We start from the raw sequence: 21,220 nt of genomic DNA on the forward strand, positions 1-21,220 counted from the left end.
GCGGGGGAGGGCGATCCCTCCGCTTTTCTCCGTTCTGAATAATTTTCGCGGGTCAGCCCCGCAGAAGGAATCAAGATGAACCAGGAAGTCCTGAACATCTTCAACCCGGTCCCGGTCACCCCGACCTTCGACCAGATCAAGATCGCTCTGGCCTCGCCCGAGAAGATCCGTTCGTGGTCGTTCGGCGAGATCAAGAAGCCGGAAACCATCAACTACCGCACGTTCAAGCCCGAGCGTGACGGCCTGTTCTGCGCGCGTATCTTTGGCCCGACCAAGGACTACGAATGCCTGTGCGGCAAGTACAAGCGCATGAAGTACAAGGGCATCATCTGCGAGAAGTGCGGCGTCGAAGTCACCCTGGCCCGCGTTCGCCGCGAGCGCATGGGTCACATCGACCTGGCTGCGCCGGTCGCCCACATCTGGTTCCTGAAGTCGCTGCCCAGCCGCATCTCGCTGATGCTGGACATGGCGCTGAAGGACGTCGAGCGCGTCCTGTACTTCGAGAACTACATCGTCACCGAGCCGGGCCTGACCCCGCTGAAGCAGAACCAACTGCTGACGGAAGACGAGTTCTATCGCTACCAGGAAGAGTTCGGCGATGACGGCTTCACCGCCGAGATCGGCGCCGAGGCCGTCCGCAACCTGCTGATGGGCATCGACCTGAACGCGGAAGCTGAAAAGCACCGCGCCGAGCTGGCCGACAATCCCTCGGAAATGAAGGCCAAGAAGGCGTCCAAGCGCCTGAAGCTGATCGAGGCCTTCCTGGAATCGGGCAACAAGCCCGAGTGGATGATCCTGACGATCGTGCCGGTCATCCCGCCGGAACTGCGTCCGCTGGTGCCGCTGGACGGCGGTCGTTTCGCGACCTCCGACCTGAACGACCTGTATCGCCGCGTCATCAACCGCAACAACCGCCTGAAGCGCCTGATGGAACTGCGCGCGCCGGACATCATCATCCGTAACGAAAAGCGGATGCTGCAGGAGTCCGTCGACGCCCTGTTCGACAACGGCCGTCGCGGTCGCGTGATCACGGGCGCGAACAAGCGTCCGCTGAAGTCGCTGGCCGACATGCTGAAGGGCAAGCAGGGTCGCTTCCGTCAGAACCTGCTGGGCAAGCGCGTCGACTATTCGGGTCGTTCGGTCATCACCGTGGGTCCGGAACTGAAGCTGCACGAGTGCGGCCTGCCCAAGAAGATGGCGCTGGAGCTGTTCAAGCCGTTCATCTATGCGCGCCTGGACGCCAAGGGCCTGTCGGGCACCGTCAAGCAATCCAAGCGCATGGTCGAGCGCGAGCAGCCCGCCGTCTGGGACATCCTGGATGAGGTCATCCGCGAGCACCCGGTTCTGCTGAACCGCGCGCCGACGCTTCACCGTCTGGGCATCCAGGCGTTCGAGCCCAAGCTGATCGAAGGCAAGGCCATCCGCCTTCACCCGCTGGTCTGCACCGCCTTCAACGCCGACTTCGACGGCGACCAGATGGCCGTTCACGTCCCGCTGAGCCTCGAGGCCCAGCTGGAAGCGCGCGTCCTGATGATGTCGACCAACAACATCCTGTCGCCCGCCAACGGCAAGCCGATCATCGTGCCGTCGCAGGACATCGTCCTGGGCCTGTACTATCTGTCGCTGGTCAAGGACGGCGAGCCGGGCGAAGGCAAGCTGTTCGCCAACATCGGCGAGATCGATGCGGCGCTGGACGCCAAGGTCGTCACCCTGCACACGCGCATCAAGGCGCGCTGGACGGAACAGGACGCCGAAGGCAATGAGGTGACCAAGGTCATCGACACCACGCCGGGCCGGATGAAGCTGGCGGCTCTGCTGCCGCGTAATCCGAACGTCGGCTACCGCCTGCTCGAGAAGAACCTGACCAAGAAGGAAATCGGCAATCTGATCGACGTGGTCTATCGCCACTGCGGTCAGAAGGCGACGGTCATCTTCGCCGACCAGATGATGGGCCTGGGCTTCCGCGAAGCCGCCAAGGCCGGCATTTCGTTCGGCAAGGACGACATCGTGATCCCGGCCAAGAAGGTCGAGCTGGTCGCCGAGACCCGCACCCAGGTCGAGGAGTACGAGCAACAGTACGCCGACGGCCTGATCACGCGCGGCGAGAAATACAACAAGGTGGTCGACGCCTGGTCCAAGGCCACGGACCGGATCGCCGACGCCATGATGGGCGAGATCGCGCAACCGCGCGTGCTGATTGAGGGTGAAAACCCCGACATCAACTCGGTCTTCATGATGGCCAACTCCGGCGCCCGGGGTTCGCAGGCGCAGATGAAGCAACTGGGCGGCATGCGCGGCCTGATGGCCAAGCCGTCCGGCGAGATCATCGAGACGCCGATCACCTCGAACTTCAAGGAAGGCCTGACCGTCCTTGAATACTTCAACTCCACCCACGGCGCCCGTAAGGGTCTGGCCGACACCGCGCTGAAGACCGCCAACTCGGGTTACCTGACCCGCCGTCTGGTGGACGTGGCGCAGGACTCCATCGTCACCGAGCAGGATTGCGGCTCGACGCGCGGCATCACCCTGCGTGCGGTGATGGAAGGCGGCGACGTGCTGGTCTCGCTGGGTCAGCGCATCCTGGGTCGCTATGCGGCCGAGGACATCAAGGAGCCGGGCACGGATACCGTCCTGTTCCCCGCCGACACCTATCTGGTGGAAGAAGTCGCCGAGGCCGTCGAGGCCGCGGGCGTCCAGTCGGTCAAGGTCCGTTCGGCCCTGACCTGCGAGGCCGAAGCCGGCATCTGCGCCCACTGCTACGGCCGTGACCTGGCGCGCGGCACCAACGTCAACATCGGCGAAGCGGTCGGCGTCATCGCCGCCCAGTCGATCGGCGAGCCGGGCACCCAGCTGACGATGCGGACCTTCCACATCGGCGGTACGGCCCAGGTGGCGGAAACCTCCTTCATGGAGGCGACCAACGCCGGTACGGCCAAGGTCACCGGCCCGACCGTCGTCGCGGCGCACGGCGATCTGGTGGCCATGAGCCGCAACGTCATCGTGACCGTGGTCGTCGACGGCAAGGACCGCGAGACGCACAAGGCTCCTTACGGCGCCCGCATCCGCGTCAAGGACGGTGACGAGGTTAAGAAGAACCAACGCCTGGCGGAGTGGGACCCCTATACCACCCCGATCCTGACGGAAGTCGGCGGCGTCGTGCGCTTCGAGGACCTGGTCGAAGGCCTGTCAGTCAAGGAAGAAACCGACGAAGCGACGGGCATCGCCCAGCGCGTCGTCAGCGACTGGCGCGCCAGCCCGCGCGGCTCGGACCTGCGTCCGGCCATGGGCGTCACCCTAGGCGACGCCTACGCCAAGCTGTCGTCCGGTTCGGACGCCCGCTATCTGCTGCCCGTGGGCGCGGTTCTGTCCGTGTCGAACGGCGACGAGGTCAAGCCGGGCGAGATCATCGCTCGCGTTCCGACCGAAGGCGCCAAGACCCGCGACATCACCGGCGGTCTGCCGCGCGTCGCCGAACTGTTCGAAGCTCGCCGTCCGAAGGACTGCGCGGTCATCGCCGAGATGGATGGTCGCGTCGAATTTGGCCGCGACTACAAGAACAAGCGTCGCATCAAGATCACGCCCGAGCCCAACGCCGATGGCGTGCAGGGCGAACCGGTCGAGTTCCTGATCCCGAAGGGCAAGCACATCTCCGTCCACGACGGCGATCTGATCCAGAAGGGCGACTACATCATCGACGGCAACCCGGATCCGCACGATCTGCTGCGCATCCAGGGCGTCGAGGCGCTGGCCGAGTATCTGGTGAACGAAGTGCAGGAGGTCTATCGACTGCAGGGCGTGCCGATCAACGACAAGCACATCGAAGTCATCGTGCGTCAGATGCTACAGAAGGTGGAAGTGCTGGATTCGGGTGAAACCACCTTGATCCGCGGCGACACCGTCGAAGTCGCTGAAGCCGTTCTGGAAAACGCCAAGGTCGAGAAGCGTGGCGGCCGTCTGGCCACCACCCAGCCCGTCCTGCTGGGCATCACCAAGGCGTCGCTGCAAACCCGCAGCTTCATCTCGGCGGCGTCCTTCCAGGAGACCACTCGCGTCCTCACCGACGCCTCGGTCCACGGCAAGAAGGACATGCTGGAAGGCCTGAAGGAAAACGTCATCGTCGGCCGCCTGATCCCTGCCGGCACCGGCGCCTACCTGCGCAGCCTGCAGAAGATCGCCAACGAGCGGGATGCAGAACTGACCTCGGCCCTGGAAGAGGCGATCGAGCCGCTGCCGGCCGATCTGCAACTGGAGCTGGAGAGCAGCGAGAGCTGATCTCACGCTTCTCGAGCGAAGATACGAAGAGGGCGGCGCCGGCGACGGCGTCGCCTTTTTTCTTTCAGTCTTTCCACCGCTCCATAGGGGCAGAAGCGCCTGGCGTGATCGGTGCGCCGCCGGCCCGGTGGCCGTCGCGTCGAGTCTGGACGTTGCGGGTCGAGTCGGGCGCCAGCGACGGATTCAACTGCGCGCCGGCGCAGCCCGTGCCGAAGTTTGAGCCGACGCAGTCCGCCGGGCCCACCACACCGACCCCGCCGGACAAAGGACGACGCCGCGCCTCCCATTCGGCCAGACGCCGCGCGCCTTCGCGCGCAAAGGCGGCGTCACGCTCGGGGTTGCCCGTGCCGGTGATCGGAGCGGCGTTGCGGCCGCGCCGCTCGGCGTCTTGGAGGCAGTTTGCGCGCTCGGCGGCGCTGAGCTGTTGCGGCGTGGTGCAGCCGATCAGGCCCTGACGCAGGACGCGCGACATGGTGCCGGCGCGGTCGTTCGGATTGACCGTCCAGGCGTCCGGCGACGCGGGCGCGCCCTGCGGTGCCGGCGCGGCGATACGCGGACGGATCGGGGCGGGGCGACTGTCCGGCGGCGTCGCCTGGCGCGGGGAGGGCGTCTGAATCGTCGGGCGCGCGTCCTGCGCCGACGCCGCCATATCGTCGACTGCGGGCTCCTGGACCGGCGTTCTGGGCCGCTCGCCGGGCAGTGGGGGGCGGGGCGTAATGTCGACGTAGATGTGCGGCTGTTCGGGCGCGAAGACGTCGCCCTCTATGCCCAGGACCGTGAACGACAGGAAGGCGATCAGCGCGGTGTTGATCGCCACCGACGCCGTCGCCAAGCCTGCCTTTCGCCAGTCGAGGCGCCGGTCAGGTCGCGTCAGCTGTGCAAACGCCAATGCGTCGTCCCCCGTGATCCGATGCAAGCTGTGCTAGAAGCATGGCCGCTTTCGGGCGGAGGGCGGACCGACGACGAGTGAAGCAACGTGGGTTTCCGCTTTGAAGATCAGCGCCGCCTTGACCTTCGCGCCCATCGCGCGTAGAAGCCGCCCACTTTCGAGGCGTGGCCGGTTCGCCGGTCGCTGAGATCGTGACAATCCAACGGACGGGCTGTGCCCGCCGGAACGCCCAAAGCGCGCGTTCCGGTTTTTCTGTTTGGGTGGTCGCGCCCTCAGTCTCGATGACACCCGGGCGAGGGGATGGTCCCCCGTTCACAAGAAGGCGAGAGGCGCTTCGGTCGAAAGACACACGCCTCCATCAGAAGTCGAGACGAGTTTCGAATGCCTACGATCAACCAGCTGATCCGCAAGCCGCGCAAGCCCAAGCCCACCCGCAACAAGGTGCCGGCTCTGGAGGGTTCGCCCCAGCGTCGCGGCGTCTGCACCCGCGTCTACACCACGACCCCGAAGAAGCCGAACTCGGCTCTGCGTAAGGTCGCCAAGGTCCGTCTGGCCAAGAACGGCTACGAAGCCGTGTGCTACATCCCCGGCGAAGGCCACAACCTGCAAGAACACTCGGTTGTTCTGATCCGCGGCGGCCGCGTGAAGGACTTGCCCGGCGTTCGCTACCACATCCTGCGCGGCGTTCTGGATACCCAAGGCGTCAAGGACCGTAAGCAGCGTCGTTCGCACTACGGCGCCAAGCGTCCGAAGTAAGCCATTCTTCTCCGGGCCGTCGCGCCCGGAGGCCTTTTCGAGATCCTCCCGGCGCTGGTCGGGCACTGCAAGGAATACCCCATGTCGCGTCGTCACCGCGCCCAGAAACGTGAAGTTCTGCCGGATCCCAAGTTCGGGGACCTGGTCGTCACCAAGTTCATGAACTACGTCATGTACGAAGGTAAGAAGGCCGTCGCCGAGAACATCGTGTACGGCGCCTTCGATATCCTGGCCGAGAAGAAGAAGGACCAGGAGCCGGTCGCGACCTTCCACGCCGCTCTGGAAAACGTCTCTCCGTCGGTCGAAGTGCGCTCGCGTCGCGTCGGCGGCGCCACCTATCAGGTGCCCGTCGAAGTCCGTCCGGACCGTCGCCGCGCCCTGGCCATCCGCTGGCTGGTGAACGCTGCGCGCAAGCGTGGCGAGAACACCATGACCGAGAAGCTGGCCGCCGAACTGCTGGACGCCTCGAACAACCGCGGCACCGCGGTCAAGAAGCGCGAAGACACCCACAAGATGGCCGAAGCCAACCGCGCCTTCAGCCACTATCGCTGGTAACGCCTTCAAAGCGTCATCTGCGCTGACTATCTAAGGGTTTCCGGTGCGGGCGGTTTGAGCTAAATCGCCCGCACTCGCTTATCCGAACACCGACATCCTTCCGTGGGCGCCCTTTAGCGTCCTGAAAACTTTCAAGGCACGTTTCCATGGCACGTACGCACGCGCTCCAGGACTACCGCAACTTCGGCATCATGGCCCACATCGACGCGGGCAAGACGACGACGACCGAGCGGATCCTGTATTACACCGGCAAATCCCACAAGATCGGCGAAGTCCACGACGGCGCCGCCACCATGGACTGGATGGACCAGGAGCAGGAGCGCGGCATCACCATCACGTCCGCCGCGACGACCGCCTTCTGGCAGAACAAGCGTCTGAACATCATCGACACCCCAGGCCACGTGGACTTCACCATTGAAGTCGAGCGCAGCCTGCGCGTCCTCGACGGCGCCGTGACGGTGCTGGACGGCAACGCCGGCGTCGAGCCGCAGACCGAAACCGTCTGGCGCCAGGCCGACAAGTACAAGGTTCCGCGCATCGTCTTCGTCAACAAGATGGACAAGATCGGCGCCGACTTCGACGCCTCGGTCGAGTCGATCCGAGACCGTCTGGGCGCCAAGGCCGTGCCGATCCAGTTCCCGATCGGCGCCGAATCCTCGCTGTCGGGTCTGGTCGACCTGGTCCGCATGACCGGCGTGGTCTGGGACAACGACGGCCTGGGCGCCTCCTACAAGGATGTGCCGATCCCCGACGACCTGATGGACAAGGCGATCGCTGCGCGTCAGTACCTGATCGACAACGCCGTCGAGCTGGACGACGAGGCGATGGAAGCCTACCTCGAAGGCAACGAGCCCGACGAAGCCACCATCAAGAAGTGCATCCGTAAGGCGGTTCTGACCGGCGCCTTCTATCCGATCCTGTGCGGCTCGGCCTTCAAGAACAAGGGCGTGCAGACGCTGCTGGACGCCGTCGTGGACTATCTGCCGTCGCCGCTGGACATCCCGCCGACCCCGGGCATCGACTTCAAGACCGAAGAGCCCGTCGTGCGTAAGGCCTCGGACGAAGAGCCCCTGTCGGTCCTGGCCTTCAAGATCATGGACGACCCCTTCGTCGGCTCGCTGACCTTCTGCCGCCTGTACTCGGGCAAGATGGAAACGGGCATGAGCCTGCTGAACTCCAGCCGCGACAAGAAAGAGCGCGTCGGCCGGATGCTGCAGATGCACTCCAACAACCGTGAAGATGTCAAGGAAGCCTACGCCGGCGACATCGTCGCCCTGGCCGGCCTGAAGGAAACCCGCACGGGCGACACCCTGTGCGACCCGATCAAGTCGCCCGTCATCCTGGAGAAGATGGAGTTCCCGGCGCCGGTCATCGAGATCTCGGTCGAGCCCAAGACCAAGGGCGACCAGGAGAAGCTGGGCGTCGCCCTGGCCAAGCTGGCCTCGGAAGATCCCTCCTTCACCGTCTCGACCGACCACGAGTCGGGCCAGACGATCCTGAAGGGCATGGGCGAGCTGCACCTGGACATCAAGATCGACATCCTGAAGCGCACCTATAAGGTCGAGGCCAACATCGGCGCGCCGCAGGTCGCCTATCGTGAATCGCTGGGCCGCAAGGTCGACATCGACTACACGCACAAGAAGCAGACCGGCGGTACGGGCCAGTTCGCCCGCGTCATGATCACCTTCGAACCCGGCGAGCCGGGCTCGGGCTTCGTGTTCGAGAACTCGATCGTCGGCGGCGCGGTGCCGAAGGAATACATCCCCGGCGTCGAAAAGGGCCTGAACTCGGCCAAGGACAACGGCCTGCTGGCCGGCTTCCCGCTGATCGACTTCAAGGCGACCCTGACGGACGGCAAGTTCCACGACGTCGACTCCAGCGTGCTGGCGTTCGAAATCGCGGCCCGCGCCGCCTTCCGTGAGCTGAAGGAAAAGGGTTCGCCCAAGCTGCTCGAGCCGATCATGGCGGTGGAAGTCGTGACCCCCGAGGAATACCTCGGCTCGGTCATCGGCGACCTGAACGGCCGTCGCGGCATGATCCAGGGTCAGGACATGCGCGGCAACGCCACCGTCGTGAACGCCTTCGTGCCGCTGGCCAACATGTTCGGCTATGTGAACACGCTGCGCGGCATGTCGCAGGGCCGCGCCCAGTTCACCATGCAATACGACCACTACGAGCCGGTGCCGCAACACGTCGCCGACGAAGTGATCAAGAAGTACGCCTAAGCTTTCCCTTTTCGGAAAGCCCGCCTATATGCGCCCGGACCGTAAGGACCGGGCGTCCTTAACCCCCAAACTGCAGGAACCCCGGTTCGGGGACCTAAGGAGCTAGAAAATGGCCAAGGAAAAGTTCGAACGGACGAAGCCGCACTGCAACATCGGCACGATTGGTCACGTTGACCACGGCAAGACGACGTTGACGGCAGCGATCACGATGACGCTGGCGAAGGCCGGCGGCGCGAAGGCGATGAACTACGCCGACATCGACGCTGCGCCGGAGGAGAAGGCTCGCGGCATCACGATCAACACCGCGCACGTGGAATATGAGACGGCCAACCGTCACTACGCCCACGTCGACTGCCCCGGCCACGCCGACTATGTGAAGAACATGATCACCGGCGCCGCGCAGATGGACGGCGCGATCCTGGTGGTGTCGGCCGCTGACGGCCCGATGCCGCAGACCCGCGAGCACATCCTGCTGGCTCGTCAGGTCGGCGTGCCGGCCCTGGTGGTCTTCATGAACAAGGTCGATCTGGTCGACGACGAAGAGCTGCTCGAGCTGGTCGAGATGGAAGTGCGCGAGCTGCTGAGCTCGTACCAGTTCCCCGGCGACGACATTCCGATCACCAAGGGTTCGGCCAAGGCCGCGACCGACGGCGTGAACCCGGAAATCGGCGAACAGCGCGTTCTGGCCCTGATGGAAACCGTCGACGCCTACATCCCGCAGCCGGAGCGTCCGGTCGACCTGCCGTTCCTGATGCCGGTCGAAGACGTGTTCTCGATCTCGGGCCGCGGCACCGTGGTCACGGGCCGCGTCGAGAAGGGCATCATCAAGGTCGGTGAGGAAGTCGAGATCGTCGGCATCCGTCCTGTCCAGAAGACGACCTGCACGGGCGTGGAAATGTTCCGCAAGCTGCTGGACCAAGGTCAAGCGGGCGACAACGTCGGCGTGCTGCTGCGCGGCACCAAGCGTGAAGACGTCGAGCGCGGCCAAGTGCTGTGCAAGCCGGGCTCCATCACCCCGCACACCAAGTTCCTGGCCGAAGCCTACATCCTGACCAAGGAAGAGGGCGGTCGTCACACCCCGTTCTTCACGAACTATCGCCCGCAGTTCTACTTCCGCACGACGGACGTGACCGGCATCGTTCACCTGAAGGAAGGCGTCGAGATGATCATGCCGGGCGACAACGCCGAGCTGAACGTCGAGCTGATCACCCCGATCGCGATGGACCAGGGCCTGCGCTTCGCCATCCGTGAAGGCGGCCGCACCGTCGGCGCCGGCGTCGTGGCCAAGATCGTCGAGTAAGAAGACCCGGCCTCAAGTCGCGCGCCTCCGCGAGGCGCGCATCGGCCGAAAGCCAAAGTCGCGTAACAGAGCGGCCCCCGGAGCAATCCGGGGGCCGTTTTGCTGTGAGGGCTATCCGCAGATCGCCAGAGGCGCTCGTAGGAGATCCCAGTTTGATAGGGTTGCGCCGCAGGCTAGGGCCTCTGGGCTCCCTAGCGCGGTCCGACCTGAAATGCGGGGCATTCCCGAAGGACGAGTCCGGGGCGGACGGCCTAGTTTTCGGCGTTGACCAGGTTGCGCACGCGAGGCGGGACCGGCGGTGTGGGCGCTGCGCGGACGATGCGAATAGAACTGCTGCGGCAGGCCTGGGGCGAAAGGCGGCCGGGCAGGCGGGTCGAGCCGTCGCCGCAGGCTTCGCTGATCTGGTCCTGCGTCAGGCCTCGCGCGCCAGACAGGTCGGCGCCGCGAATGTCGGTTCGACGCAGCGAGGCGTTGGAGAAGTCGGCGCGCGAGAAGCTGCCGCCGGTCAATCGCGCCCCATCCAGACTGGCGTTCGAAAAGTCCGCGTTGGAGAAATCGCCGCCCGAAAGGTTCGAGGCCGTGACCTCGGCGCTGGCGAAGTTGGCGCCCGACGCCCGGACATTGGCCAGTGTGGCGCCGAACAGCTCCGAATTGGAGAAGTTGGTTCCAGCCAGGGTGGCGCCGGTGAAGTTGACGCCGTGCATCTCGCTGCCCGAAAGGTTGGCGCGGGTCAGGTTGGCGCGAACGAAGGACGATCCTTGCGCCTCGGCCCCATTGATCTGCGCCCCGGTGAAGTTGGCGGAGGTGAAGTTGGCGCCGACGATCTCGACCCCGCCCATGTTGGCGCGGCTGAAATCACTGCCGGTGAAGTTGGAGCCCATCATCTCGGCGCCGCGCAGGTTGGCGCCCACCAGGGTGGCGTTCATGAAGCTGGCCCCGGTGAAGGTGGCGCCCGACAGATTGCGGCCGGACAGTTCACAGCGATTGCACGATCCGCCCAGCGACACTGAACGGGCCACATCGCGGTCCTGTATCGACATCTCGACCCCGGCGAAGGCGGGCGAGGCGGCGAGCGCTATTCCCAGCGTCAGCAAAGCCAATGTGGGGCGGACCCGGATATGTTCAGCGATCTGTTTCACGCACTCTGAATGCCTCGAAAGCCCCGCCGCACCTACTTAAATCGAGGTAACTTCATGAAATCGAGGCAAGGTCGGCGCCGCTCAGCAGGCCGGAATGCGCAAGCCCCGAGGCAGGACGGTGGAGCCGTCGCCGCAGGCCCGGTTCAGTTGAGCCTGGGTCAGGCCGGTGGCCCGCGCCAGCTGGGCGCCCGACAGATTGGTCCCCGAAAGGGTCGCGCCGGCGAAGCTGGCCCCCTCCAGATAGGCGCCCACGAAACTGGCGTTGGTCAGGTTGGCGCGCGAGAAGTTGGAGCCTGAGAAAACGCCGCCATAGGCTTCGACGTCGCGCATGTCGGTGTTGGAAAATCGCGTGCGGTTCATGACGCTGAGGCTCAGGTCCGCCTGACGCAGGCGTGAGCCGGCCAGGTTCAGGCCGCGCGCCTCCAGCCCTGAAAAGTCGCCCTGAAAAAGATTGCAACCGGCGCAGGAGGCGCCGCGCCGCACGCTGGCGATCTGACCCGCGTTCTGGGCCAGCGCAGGCGCGGCGACGGCCAGCAGGGCGGCGATCAGGCCGAGGGAAAGTGTGCGTTTCATGGACCGGGCTCCGACGTTCGATCGTCTGTCAGCAAACCCTAGGCCATAACCCTTAATCTAGCCCTGATCGCCGCCCTGAAGAGCCGGGGCCGCCCCGCAGGTGTCGCACACCCAGGCCGCGCCGCGTTGCTGCAGGCTGAAATCGCCGCAGGCGGGGCAGGCGACGGCCTCGGTATTGGCGGCGGCGCGGGCTTCCGACTCGCTTTTCTTGCCGAAGGGCAGGACGACCAGATTGTCGGGCGCGGAACCGCGCGCAAATCCCTTGGAGATGAAGCGAGCGGCGGGCACGGCCGCGTTGGCGTCGGGCTTTCCGTCGCCCAGATCGTCGGGGTTCTGCGCCTCTGTCTCGGCGTTGGCCAGCTCAACGCGGTCCAGATAGGAGACGCCCAGTTCGCGGAAGATGTAGTCCAGGATCGAGGTCGCCGACTTGATGGAGTCGTTGCCGGTGACGCGGCCGGCGGGCTCGAACCGGGTGAAGACGAAGGCGTCCACGAACTCGTCCAGCGGCACGCCGTATTGCAGGCCGATCGAGATGGCGATGGCGAAGTTGTTCATCAGGCTGCGGAAGGCGGCGCCTTCCTTGTGCATGTCGATGAAGATCTCGCCCAGCTCGCCGTCCTCGTATTCGCCGGTGTGGATATAGACCTTGTGGCCCCCGACGGCCGCCTTCTGGATATAGCCCTTGCGGCGGTCGGGCAGCTTCCGTCGCGCCCGTTCGCGCTCGACCACGCGTTCGACGACCCGTTCGGTCGGGGCCGGGCGTGGGGCCTCGCGGGTAGGCTCGGGGCGGGCGGCGTCGATGTTTGGCAGGGACAGCAGCGGTCCTCCTGGCGGCGCGGCGCGGGACAGGCGAAGGGCGCGTCGGCCGTCCAGCGCACCCTGGCTCAGCAGTCGCGCGGCCTGGGTGGAGGTCGTGCGCCAGTCCATTGGTTCGATCGCGATGTCCGGCATGTCGCTGAACGATTCGACGGCGCGCCGCAGATCGGCCGCCGCCGCCGCTGGATCGGCCAGCAGGGCGGCGACGGAGGCCGGCGCGTCGGGCCAGTCGCGCAGATCGCCATGACCGAAGACCCAGTGCGTCGCCGCCGTCTCCGCCTCTTCCGACACGCCCAGCAGGGTCAGCAGCAGACCATCGCCGTCTTCCACGCCCAAGACGTCGCGGATGAAGCCGGGGTCCAGGACCGGGGCGGCGAAGACCGTGTCGAAATCCTCGGCCCAGCCCAAGGCGGTCTCGATGGTGGCCAGTTCGATGTCGGTGAAACCCAGCGCGCGCAAGGCTGTGTGATCGATGCCTGGCGCCTCGACCAGGGTGCGACGACCGAACGTCCACCGTTCCGCCGCCTCGACATCGCCGCCGGCGGCAGAGATGGCCGAGGCAAGCGCGGGGTGCAGCCGGCGACCGATCTCGCCATCGGCCGTCTGGAACACATCGATCGCCGCGACGCGACCCAGGCCCAGCCGCAGCCGCGCCTCCGCATCGTCAACGAACAGGCCGATGGCCGAATGGCGACGCGGCTTCTCCGGGTCCTCCCAGTCGGGGCAGGGACCGCGCAGAATCGCCAGCTCGGCCGAGGTCTGCGCCGCCGTCGCCGCGATAAGGCCCGCGAGCGCCTGCGCCTGAGACGTGCGGTCGTCGCTGGCCGCAAGGGCCTCCAGCAGGCCGTCCAGTCCCAGCGCGATGGGACCGGGCCGCGCGGACTGAAGGTCCAGCGCCACGGTCAGCAGGCGTGTCAGATCCGCCAGATCGGTCGCTCTGTCTCCGTCGAGCCGTAGGACGGCGCTTAGGTCGATCAAAGCCCGCGCGGTCTGCGCCGTCGCGGTCTCCGCATCGCGCGGGTCGAAGGCGACGATCAGACCGCCGTCCAGCGCCGCCTCGGCCGCCAGCAAGGCTTCGGGCGCGCCCGCCGCGATCTGGGTCCGGTCCGCCAGGGCGACCAGAGGCGCGCCTTCAACCATCGGCTCCAGGGCCATTGCGGGCCGTTCGCCGTCGATCGCTCTCAGAATATCGGCGTCGCTGGCGCCGCACCGCCGCGCCAGGGCCGCCGCCCGGCCCAGGGCTGGATTGCGCGAAGGGTCGCCGCAGTCGCCGCGCGGACCTTCGCAGCGATCCACCGCATCGGCCACGCCCGCCAGCGCCTCGGCCAGGGCGTCGGCCGCCTGGGCGCCAAGCCGCATGGCCGCGCGCCGTCCGGCGTGCACTTTCAAACGCGCGGCCGCGCCGGGATCGTTCAGATCGACGACGCCGACAGCCGCAGGTCCGGACGCCGCCGGCGCCGCCAGGCCCAGCCTGAAGATGCCCGACAGCGCCTCGACGAACGTCGCGGCCTCGGCCCGGTCGAACACGCCCTCGGCTACGCCCGTCGCCGCCAGCCGCTCGGCCCAGGCGTCGACGCCGCCGTTCAGCCAGTCGCCTGACAGGGGCGTTGCGAACCCTTCCGCCTCGACCCAATCCAGCCAGGCCTCGATCCGGACGTCGGACCAGCCGGCGGGGGCCAGGACCTGTTGCACGCCGGCGGGGCGCTCGATGGCGCGGGTCTCCATCGCGACTCGGTCGGCGCGAGCGGCGAAGCCGGATTGAAAGCGCATGGCGGCGTCTCTCCGAAAGGTTCGGGCGAGCCTAGGATGCGCACGCGGCTTAGCCAATACATCTGGTGTCGTTGGGCGGGGTTGCCCACAAGATATCGATTCACCGCCAGACGCTTGAACGCTGGACGAAGGGGGCGCGGGTTTCTATGATCCGAACCAGACGCCGCCTCCCTTTCCGGCGACCCCTTACGGTTGGATTCCACGACGTGTTGAGCAAGATTTTCGGCTGGTGGGAGGGCGCTACGATCGGCACCCGGTTCACCATCGCCAAGCGCGGTCGCTTCGTCGGCCAGGACGAGAACGGCAATCGCTATTACGAGAGCCGCGACAACGTCAGCTACGACGGCCGCAAGCGTCGCTGGGTCATCTATGACGGCTATGCCGAGGCGTCCAAGGTGACGCCCGACTGGCACGGCTGGCTGCACTACACCTTCGACCTGCCGCCGACCGAGCAGCCGCTGCCGCGTCGCGCCTGGGAAAAGGATCATCTGCCCAATCTGACCGGCACGCCTCTGGCCTGGCGTCCGCCCGGCTCGCTGGCGGGCGACGCCAAGCGCCCGGCCGCGACCGGCGACTATCAGGCCTGGACGCCCGAGTGAAAATCCGCCGCATCCTGTTGGGCGCGGCGTCCGTCGCGGCTGTGCTGAGCGCCGGCGCAGTGACCGCCAGCGTGCTTCAGGACGCGCCGCGCGATGCGCGTCCGGTCCAGGATCCGATCGGCGACATTCTGCGCAACACCCCCGCTCAGCCCTCGGTCCCGACCGAGACGCCGCCCGCGGGCGCGCCCGCGCCTCGGGCGCCCGTCGCGGTGACCCCGCCGCCGGCCGTAGTCATCGCCGAGGACGCCGCCGTCGAGGAAAAGGCCGAGGAAGAGGTCAAGGCCGAGAAGCCGGTCGCGGAGAAGGCCGTCGATCAACCCGCCACGCCCGCGCGCCGTCAGCGTCGCAAGTTCGCGATCATTCAGGCCATCGACAAGGTCACCGCCGAGACGATGAAGTTCGAGGTCGAGGTCGGCGGTCGTCCCGTGCGCTTCAACCAGAATCTGATCTTCGCCGCCCGCGCCTGCGAGGTCACGACGCCCGACGAACTGACCGAGGACGCCATCGCCTATATGGACGTCTCGCTTCAGCCGCGCGGCCGCCAGGCAGGACGCCAGATCTTCCGCGGCTGGATGTTCGCTTCGTCACCCGCCGTCAGCGGGGTCCAGAACCCCTATTACGACGCCTGGGTCGTGGGCTGTAAGAACTGAGCTTTGACGCCGCGAGGAGGCGCGCCATGGATCGCAACAAGCCGCCCAAGAAGACCGAAACGGTCGAAATCCGACTGCCCCACGCGACCAAGACCGCCTTCATGGCCCGGTGCCGTGACCAAGGCCGGACGGCCAGCGACGCCATTCGCCGCTTCATCGACGCCGAGTTGAACACGACGTCATCCGCGCGTCCTCAACCCCGCCTGAGCTGGCGGCCCCTGCTGGCCGCCGCCGTCGCGGGCCTGGCGCTCGGCGCCGTCGCCGCGCCCTCCCTGGCCCAGTCGTCGCCCACCCGCGCCGATTTCGACCGGCTGGATCGCAATCACGACGGCGTCGTCAGCTTCGAAGAGTACCGCGCGCGTTAGCGGATGCGGACCAGGAATCGGTCCCACTGAAGGTCTAACCACGTCCAGGGTTTGAACAGGCTGGCGCCCGGCTTCCAGGACGCCAGCACCACCTCGGCCCGGCCGATGATGTTCTCGGCCGGCAGCAGGCCGACGCCAATCTCGGGCGGCCAGCGGCTGTCCAACGAGTTGTCGCGGTTATCGCCCATCAACAGATAGTGGCCCGCCGGCACCCGGCGCACAGGCGTGTCGTCGCCCGGCAGGTCCGGTCCGCCGTCGTAGGTGACGTAGGATCGTCCGTCGGCCAGGGTCTCGCGCACCTGCTGGACCCGTCTCTGCGGCGCATCGTGATCGGCGACAATGTCCAGCCGGGTCTGGCGCACCGGATCGCCATTGACGAAGACGACGCCGCCTCGCACCTGAACCATGTCGCCCGGCAGGCCGACGACCCGCTTGATCCAGGCCTCGCTGGGATCGCGCGGCAGGCGGAACACCACCACGTCGCCGCGTCTCGGCTCGCGCCCGAACAGCCGGCCCGGCGACATCGCCGGATTGAACGGCAAAGACGCCGTGCTCCAGCCATAGGGATATTTCGATACGACGATATAGTCGCCGGTCACCAGCCCCGGCTCCATCGACGACGAGGGGATGGTGAAGGGCTGGAACAGGACGATGCGGATCGCGAGCGCCAGGATGATGGCGAAGACCAGCGTCAGGGCGATCTCTCGCACCTCGCGAAGAACGGACGGGCGGGGCGGGGCTTTTGGCGGGGTCTGTGTCATGCCGCCATTGATCGTCAGGCCGGGCGAAGACGCCAATCCGAACCTGTCGGGACAGGCCTCAAATCGTGTCCGGACAGACTAGGTTCAATCGATATTCACCCTGCTGACGTCATTCCGGGGCGTCCGAAGGACGAACCCGGAACCCAGGAGAAGCGCATCAGGCGTTGAATGGGGGCAGCAACGCGCCTGTGGCCCTGGGTTCCGGGTTCTTCGCTTCGCTCAGCCCCGGAATGACGAACTGAGAGACCCATCTTCTCGAATGCCGATGGACCAGGCGCTGGCCAAGGCGACCGCTTCTGCGCCGGTCAAGGGCGCGCACAACGCGCTTTGCTCCGGTCTGACCGACAGCGCGGGCTGAAGTCGCTCCAGATAGGCCGCCTGAGGGGTCTCGACCGCACCGAACTGGCTGAGATGATCGGTCAGGAATTGCGCATCCAGCAGGGTCCAGCCGCCCTTTCGCAGGCGCGCGACCAGATGCACCAGAGCGACCTTGGAGGCGTCCCGCTCGCGGCTGAACATGCTCTCGCCGAAGAAGGCCCCGCCCAGCGACACGCCGTAAAGCCCGCCGACCAGCCGCTCATCACGCCAGCACTCGATGGAATGGACGAAACCCATGGCGAACAGGGCAGCGTACAGCCGACGGATCGGGCCGTTGATCCAGGTGTCTTCGCGATCCGGTCCTTGCGCCGCCGCGCATCCATCCAGCACCGCCTCGAAGGCCGTGTCGACCCGCACCTCGAACGGTTCGCCCCGCACGGTGCGGCGCAGTCGGCTGGGGATGTGGAAGGCGTCCAGCGGAATGACGCCCCGCTGTTCCGGCTCGATGATGAATACTCGCGGATCATCACGCGCCTCGGCCATCGGAAACACGCCCCGGGCGTAACAGGCCAGCAGGTCCTCGGGGCCGAAACCGCCGAAAGGCCCGCTGGCGCTGAAATCGGGGTCGGTCATCGCCTATTCCTAAAATCCGTCATCCTCGCCCTTGTGGCGAGGATCCATACGCCCGGTGCTGCGAGCGGCGCACCGCGTCGAAGACGGAGTTTATGGATTCTCGGCTCAAGGCCGAGAATGACGAAAAGAAAATCAGGCGTCGCCCTTCTGACGGGCCGCCCATTTCTCCAGCCAGTGGATGTCGTAGTCGCCCGACAGGATGTCCGGCTCGGCCAGCAGCTTCTGGAACAGGGGGATGGTCGTATCGACGCCGCCGATGACGACCTCGTTCAGCGAACGCTTCAGGCGCGCGATGGCCTCCTCGCGGTCGCGGCCGTGCACGATCAGCTTGCCGATCAGGCTGTCATAATAGGGCGGGATCGAATAGCCGGCGTAGATGGCGCTATCCAGGCGCACGCCCAGGCCGCCCGGTGCGTGGAAGTCGGTGATCTTGCCTGGGGACGGGGTGAAGGTCTCCGGGTTCTCGGCGTTGATCCGCACCTCGATGGCGTGGCCCTTGAACTCGATGTCGTCCTGGGTGAACGACAGTGGCAGACCGGCGGCGATGCGCACCTGTTCGCGCACCAGATCGACGCCGGTGATCATTTCCGTAACCGGATGCTCGACCTGCAGGCGGGTGTTCATCTCAATGAAGAAGAACTCGCCGTCCTCCCACAGGAACTCGATGGTGCCGACGCCCAAGTAGCCGATGGCGGCGATGGCCTTGTTGACCGTCTCGCCGATCTGCTTGCGACCCTCGGCCGACAAGGCGGGCGAGGGGGCCTCTTCCAGCACCTTCTGGTGACGGCGTTGCAGCGAGCAGTCGCGTTCGCCCAGGTGAACGACGTTGCCGTGACTGTCGGCGATGACCTGGATCTCGATGTGGCGCGGCTTCTGGAGGTAGCGCTCCATATAGACGGCGCCGTTGCCGAAGGCGGCCTTGGCCTCGGACTGGGCGGTCTGCACCGCCTCGACCAGGTCGTCGGGCGTCAGGGCGACCTTCATGCCGCGCCCGCCGCCGCCCGCCGCCGCCTTGACGATCAGGGGGAAGCCGATGGACTTGGACGCCTCAATCGCGGCCTCGACGGTCTCGACTTCGCCATCCGAGCCGGGGACGACGGGGATGCCGGCGTCCTTGACCGTCTGTTTGGCGCTGATCTTGTCGCCCATGACCCGGATATGTTCGGGCTTGGGGCCGATGAAGGTCATGCCATGGGCCTCGACGATCTCGGCGAAGCGGGCGTTTTCGGACAGGAAGCCATAGCCAGGGTGGATCGCCTGTGCGCCGGTGATCTCGGCCGCCGCGATGATCGAGGGGATGTTCAGATACGACTTTGCGGCCGAGGCGGGGCCGATGCAGACGCTCTCGTCGGCCAGCCGCACCCACATGGCGCCGCGGTCGGCTTCGGAGTGCACGGCGACGGTGGAGATGCCCATCTCCTTGCACGCCCGGTGGATGCGCAGCGCGATCTCGCCGCGGTTGGCGATCAGGACCTTGGTGAACATCGCGGCGCCTTAGGCTTCCAGCAGGACGAGGGGTTCGCCGAACTCGACCGGCTGGGCGTCGCCGACCAGGATTTCGGCCACCACGCCGTCGCGCGGCGCCTGGATCGGGTTCATCGTCTTCATGGCTTCGACGATCAGCAGGGTCTGGCCCTTCTTGACCTTATCGCCGGGCTGGACGAAGGCCGGGGCCTCCGGCGAGGCCTGCAGATAGGCGGTGCCGACCATCGGCGACTTCACCTCTTCGCCGGCGCGGGCGACGATCGTGGCGGGATCCGACGGCATGGCGGCCGGTGCAGCAGCGGCGGCAGGCACAGCGGCGACAGGAGCGGGGGCGGCGGCGTACTGAACCGGGGCGGCGTTGACGGTGACTTCGCGCGCCACGCGGATGCGCAGTTCGCCGCGCTCGACCTCGACTTCCGTCAGATCGGTCTCGTTCAGGATCTCGGCCAGCTGGCGAACCAGGGCGGCGTCGATTTCGGCGTGTTTCTTGTCATCGGCCATTGGAGTTGCGCCTTGTCTTTCGTGGTCTTTGATAAACGGGACGGGGCTCAGCCGCGTTCCCGAACCTGGGTGAGGGCCGCCTGGACGGCCAGTTCATAGCCCGCCGCGCCGAAGCCGGCGATGACGCCGGTCGCCGCGGAGGACACATAGGAGTGATGGCGAAACGCCTCGCGCGCCGCCGGATTGGACAGGTGCAGCTCGATCACCGGGATCGACAGCGTCTTCAACGCATCGTGCAGCGCCACCGACGTATGCCCATAGGCCGCCGGATTGAGGATCAGGGCGTGGGCGCCCTCGCGCGCCTCCTGAATCCAGTCGACCAACACGCCTTCATGGTTGGTCTGGCGAAACACGATCTGCGCCTCGCCGGCCGCCCTGACGCAGCGCTGCTCGATGTCCGCCAGGGTGTCGCGGCCATAGATGTCCGGCTCCCGAACCCCGAGCAGGTTCAGATTGGGGCCGTTCAGCACATGAATGACGGGCGTTTCGGCCATGGTTCAAGAATCGATCCGGCGCAGCGCGGCGCAAGAGGGGCCTTTTAGCGGACGCAGGGCGTGGGTCAAACGCTCGCGGCGTCGAACCTTCCCCAGGGTTACTCACCGGCACAACGCGATCTGGCGATCCGATCCTTCAGTCGCTATCTGAAAGGCCGCGCTGATAACGCCGAGAGACCCGACCGATGCACCAGATCCATCTCAACGGCGAGCCACGTCAGGTCCAGGCCGCCACCATCCTGGCCCTGGTCGAGGAACTGTCGCTGGACCCGCGCAAGGTCGCCGTCGAACGCAATCTCGAGATCGTGCCCAAGTCCCTGCACGCCGCCACGCCGGTGGCCGCAGGGGACCGCATCGAACTGGTCCAGTTCGTCGGCGGCGGTTGATCAGACCTTGAGGATGGGGCCCTCGTAGAGACTGATGGCGCTGTCCGCCGTCAACAAGGTCAAGTCTTCGCAGCGCGCTTGAGCGATTAAGGCGCGATCAAAAGGATCGCGATGGAGCAACGGAAGTTGCCCCGCGACGATCCCATGCTCGCTGGTCATGACCACCTCCACGAAGCCATTCACGGTGAGCAGATAATGGAGCCGTTTGGGATCGATCGAGAAGTCCTCGGAATTCCGAGCCGTCTTGATAGCGATTTCCCATATGCTCATCGCGCTGAAATGAAGGGTGTTGTCACGGTCATTGATCAGTTCGCAGGCCTTTTCGCTCAGTCGCCCCGTGTCGAAAGCGGCCCAGATCAAAAGATGAGTATCTAGCAGCAGGTTCACGATTTGCCGTAGAACATGTCTTCAATGTCGTCCTTGAAGGGCGTCTTGATGTCATCAGGAACCACGCCTTCGCCCTTCATAAACCCGATGCGCTGAACCGGCTTCTTCTGCGTGTCATCTAGGGCCGTCACCTTCACCATCGGCTTGCCGGCCTTGGCGATGATGAAGGGTTCGCCCTTCGCCGCCTTCTCAATCAGGCGGGACAAATGCGTCTTGGCCTGATGAATATTGACCGTCTCCATGACGTGTCTCCATTGAACTTAGTCCACTTAGTTTAGTCTATCTGATGGTCTCTCGCAACGCGGTGTGATCCTTGCGACCTTTCGCTCGGCGGCCAGGGCGCGTA

At 66.0% G+C, this 21,220-nt stretch carries 20 protein-coding genes; 9 read left to right on the forward strand and 11 right to left on the reverse strand.

Features of this window, described 5'->3' with window-relative positions; translation table 11 throughout:
* Positions 1-75: 75 nt before the first annotated feature.
* Positions 76-4,272 (forward strand): DNA-directed RNA polymerase subunit beta', encoded by a 4,197-nt coding sequence (rpoC, locus tag DT343_RS03745; protein ID WP_055754901.1) that lies wholly within the window; start codon positions 76-78, stop codon positions 4,270-4,272.
* 64 nt (positions 4,273-4,336) lie between these two features.
* Here the strand turns inward: rpoC and DT343_RS03750 are convergent, their stop codons facing one another.
* Complete coding sequence (locus DT343_RS03750) at positions 4,337-5,161, reverse strand: hypothetical protein (protein ID WP_146756704.1); 825 nt, start codon at positions 5,159-5,161, stop codon at positions 4,337-4,339.
* Positions 5,162-5,542: 381 nt separating this feature from the next.
* Between DT343_RS03750 and rpsL the strand changes: the two genes are divergently transcribed.
* The 4 genes from rpsL (at position 5,543) to tuf (ending at position 9,997) form a co-directional block, all read left to right on the forward strand.
* The gene (rpsL, locus tag DT343_RS03755; RefSeq protein ID WP_008260482.1) at positions 5,543-5,917 is read left to right on the forward strand and encodes a 30S ribosomal protein S12; all 375 of its coding nucleotides are present in this window, start codon (positions 5,543-5,545) and stop codon (positions 5,915-5,917) included.
* An 81-nt stretch (positions 5,918-5,998) separates the two neighbouring features.
* Complete coding sequence (gene rpsG, locus DT343_RS03760; protein ID WP_017506744.1) at positions 5,999-6,472, forward strand: 30S ribosomal protein S7; 474 nt, start codon at positions 5,999-6,001, stop codon at positions 6,470-6,472.
* A 146-nt stretch (positions 6,473-6,618) separates the two neighbouring features.
* Entirely contained in the window at positions 6,619-8,697 is a 2,079-nt protein-coding gene (fusA, locus tag DT343_RS03765; protein ID WP_017506743.1) for an elongation factor G, read from the forward strand.
* A 109-nt stretch (positions 8,698-8,806) separates the two neighbouring features.
* On the forward strand, positions 8,807-9,997 hold the full coding sequence (gene tuf, locus DT343_RS03770) for an elongation factor Tu (protein WP_112861791.1): 1,191 nt from the start codon (positions 8,807-8,809) through the stop codon (positions 9,995-9,997).
* 251 nt (positions 9,998-10,248) lie between these two features.
* Here the strand turns inward: tuf and DT343_RS03775 are convergent, their stop codons facing one another.
* The 3 genes from DT343_RS03775 to DT343_RS03785 form a co-directional block, all read right to left on the reverse strand.
* Complete coding sequence (locus DT343_RS03775; protein WP_112861792.1) at positions 10,249-11,136, reverse strand: pentapeptide repeat-containing protein; 888 nt, start codon at positions 11,134-11,136, stop codon at positions 10,249-10,251.
* Positions 11,137-11,217: 81 nt separating this feature from the next.
* Positions 11,218-11,709 carry a pentapeptide repeat-containing protein gene (locus DT343_RS03780; protein ID WP_017506525.1) on the reverse strand — a complete coding sequence of 164 codons (492 nt, stop codon included), beginning with the start codon at positions 11,707-11,709 and terminating at the stop codon, positions 11,218-11,220.
* 57 nt (positions 11,710-11,766) lie between these two features.
* Positions 11,767-14,295 carry a TSCPD domain-containing protein gene (locus DT343_RS03785; RefSeq protein ID WP_112861793.1) on the reverse strand — a complete coding sequence of 843 codons (2,529 nt, stop codon included), beginning with the start codon at positions 14,293-14,295 and terminating at the stop codon, positions 11,767-11,769.
* A gap of 206 nt (positions 14,296-14,501) precedes the next feature.
* Here DT343_RS03785 and DT343_RS03790 point away from each other — a divergent pair, with 206 nt between their 5' ends.
* The 3 genes from DT343_RS03790 to DT343_RS03800 are packed head-to-tail and all read left to right on the forward strand — an operon-like array spanning position 14,502 to position 15,909.
* Positions 14,502-14,894 carry an NADH:ubiquinone oxidoreductase subunit NDUFA12 gene (locus DT343_RS03790; RefSeq protein ID WP_112861794.1) on the forward strand — a complete coding sequence of 131 codons (393 nt, stop codon included), beginning with the start codon at positions 14,502-14,504 and terminating at the stop codon, positions 14,892-14,894.
* Positions 14,891-15,544, forward strand: coding sequence for a DUF2155 domain-containing protein (locus DT343_RS03795; RefSeq protein ID WP_112861795.1), 654 nt, complete (start codon positions 14,891-14,893; stop codon positions 15,542-15,544). The genes DT343_RS03790 and DT343_RS03795 overlap by 4 nt, the downstream gene beginning before the upstream one ends.
* Before the next feature lie 26 nt (positions 15,545-15,570).
* A complete protein-coding gene (locus tag DT343_RS03800; protein ID WP_112861796.1) occupies positions 15,571-15,909 on the forward strand; it encodes an EF-hand domain-containing protein in 339 nt (112 codons plus the stop codon).
* On the opposite strand, the gene lepB is transcribed toward DT343_RS03800, so the two are convergent.
* From lepB to aroQ, 5 genes are all read right to left on the reverse strand, one after another.
* Positions 15,906-16,670 carry a signal peptidase I gene (gene lepB, locus DT343_RS03805; RefSeq protein WP_112862565.1) on the reverse strand — a complete coding sequence of 255 codons (765 nt, stop codon included), beginning with the start codon at positions 16,668-16,670 and terminating at the stop codon, positions 15,906-15,908. The genes DT343_RS03800 and lepB overlap by 4 nt on opposite strands.
* A gap of 219 nt (positions 16,671-16,889) precedes the next feature.
* The gene (gene aat / locus DT343_RS03810; protein WP_112861797.1) at positions 16,890-17,621 is read right to left on the reverse strand and encodes a leucyl/phenylalanyl-tRNA--protein transferase; all 732 of its coding nucleotides are present in this window, start codon (positions 17,619-17,621) and stop codon (positions 16,890-16,892) included.
* Positions 17,622-17,753: 132 nt separating this feature from the next.
* The gene (gene accC, locus DT343_RS03815) at positions 17,754-19,106 is read right to left on the reverse strand and encodes an acetyl-CoA carboxylase biotin carboxylase subunit (RefSeq protein ID WP_055808513.1); all 1,353 of its coding nucleotides are present in this window, start codon (positions 19,104-19,106) and stop codon (positions 17,754-17,756) included.
* Between the two features lie 9 nt (positions 19,107-19,115).
* Positions 19,116-19,607, reverse strand: a complete 492-nt coding sequence (accB, locus tag DT343_RS03820) for an acetyl-CoA carboxylase biotin carboxyl carrier protein (RefSeq protein ID WP_112861798.1) — start codon at positions 19,605-19,607, stop codon at positions 19,116-19,118.
* A gap of 47 nt (positions 19,608-19,654) precedes the next feature.
* The gene (gene aroQ / locus DT343_RS03825; RefSeq protein ID WP_112861799.1) at positions 19,655-20,101 is read right to left on the reverse strand and encodes a type II 3-dehydroquinate dehydratase; all 447 of its coding nucleotides are present in this window, start codon (positions 20,099-20,101) and stop codon (positions 19,655-19,657) included.
* 185 nt (positions 20,102-20,286) lie between these two features.
* On the opposite strand from aroQ, the gene thiS reads away from it, so the two are divergent.
* A complete protein-coding gene (gene thiS, locus DT343_RS03830) occupies positions 20,287-20,487 on the forward strand; it encodes a sulfur carrier protein ThiS (RefSeq protein ID WP_112861800.1) in 201 nt (66 codons plus the stop codon).
* Here thiS and DT343_RS03835 read toward each other — a convergent pair whose 3' ends face one another.
* Positions 20,488-20,874 (reverse strand): type II toxin-antitoxin system VapC family toxin, encoded by a 387-nt coding sequence (locus DT343_RS03835; protein WP_066551875.1) that lies wholly within the window; start codon positions 20,872-20,874, stop codon positions 20,488-20,490.
* Entirely contained in the window at positions 20,871-21,116 is a 246-nt protein-coding gene (locus DT343_RS03840; protein ID WP_066551874.1) for a type II toxin-antitoxin system Phd/YefM family antitoxin, read from the reverse strand. The genes DT343_RS03835 and DT343_RS03840 overlap by 4 nt, the downstream gene beginning before the upstream one ends.
* Positions 21,117-21,220 lie beyond the last annotated feature (104 nt).

It is taken from the genome of Brevundimonas vesicularis, assembly GCF_900445985.1.
Taxonomy (GTDB): domain Bacteria; phylum Pseudomonadota; class Alphaproteobacteria; order Caulobacterales; family Caulobacteraceae; genus Brevundimonas; species Brevundimonas vesicularis_D.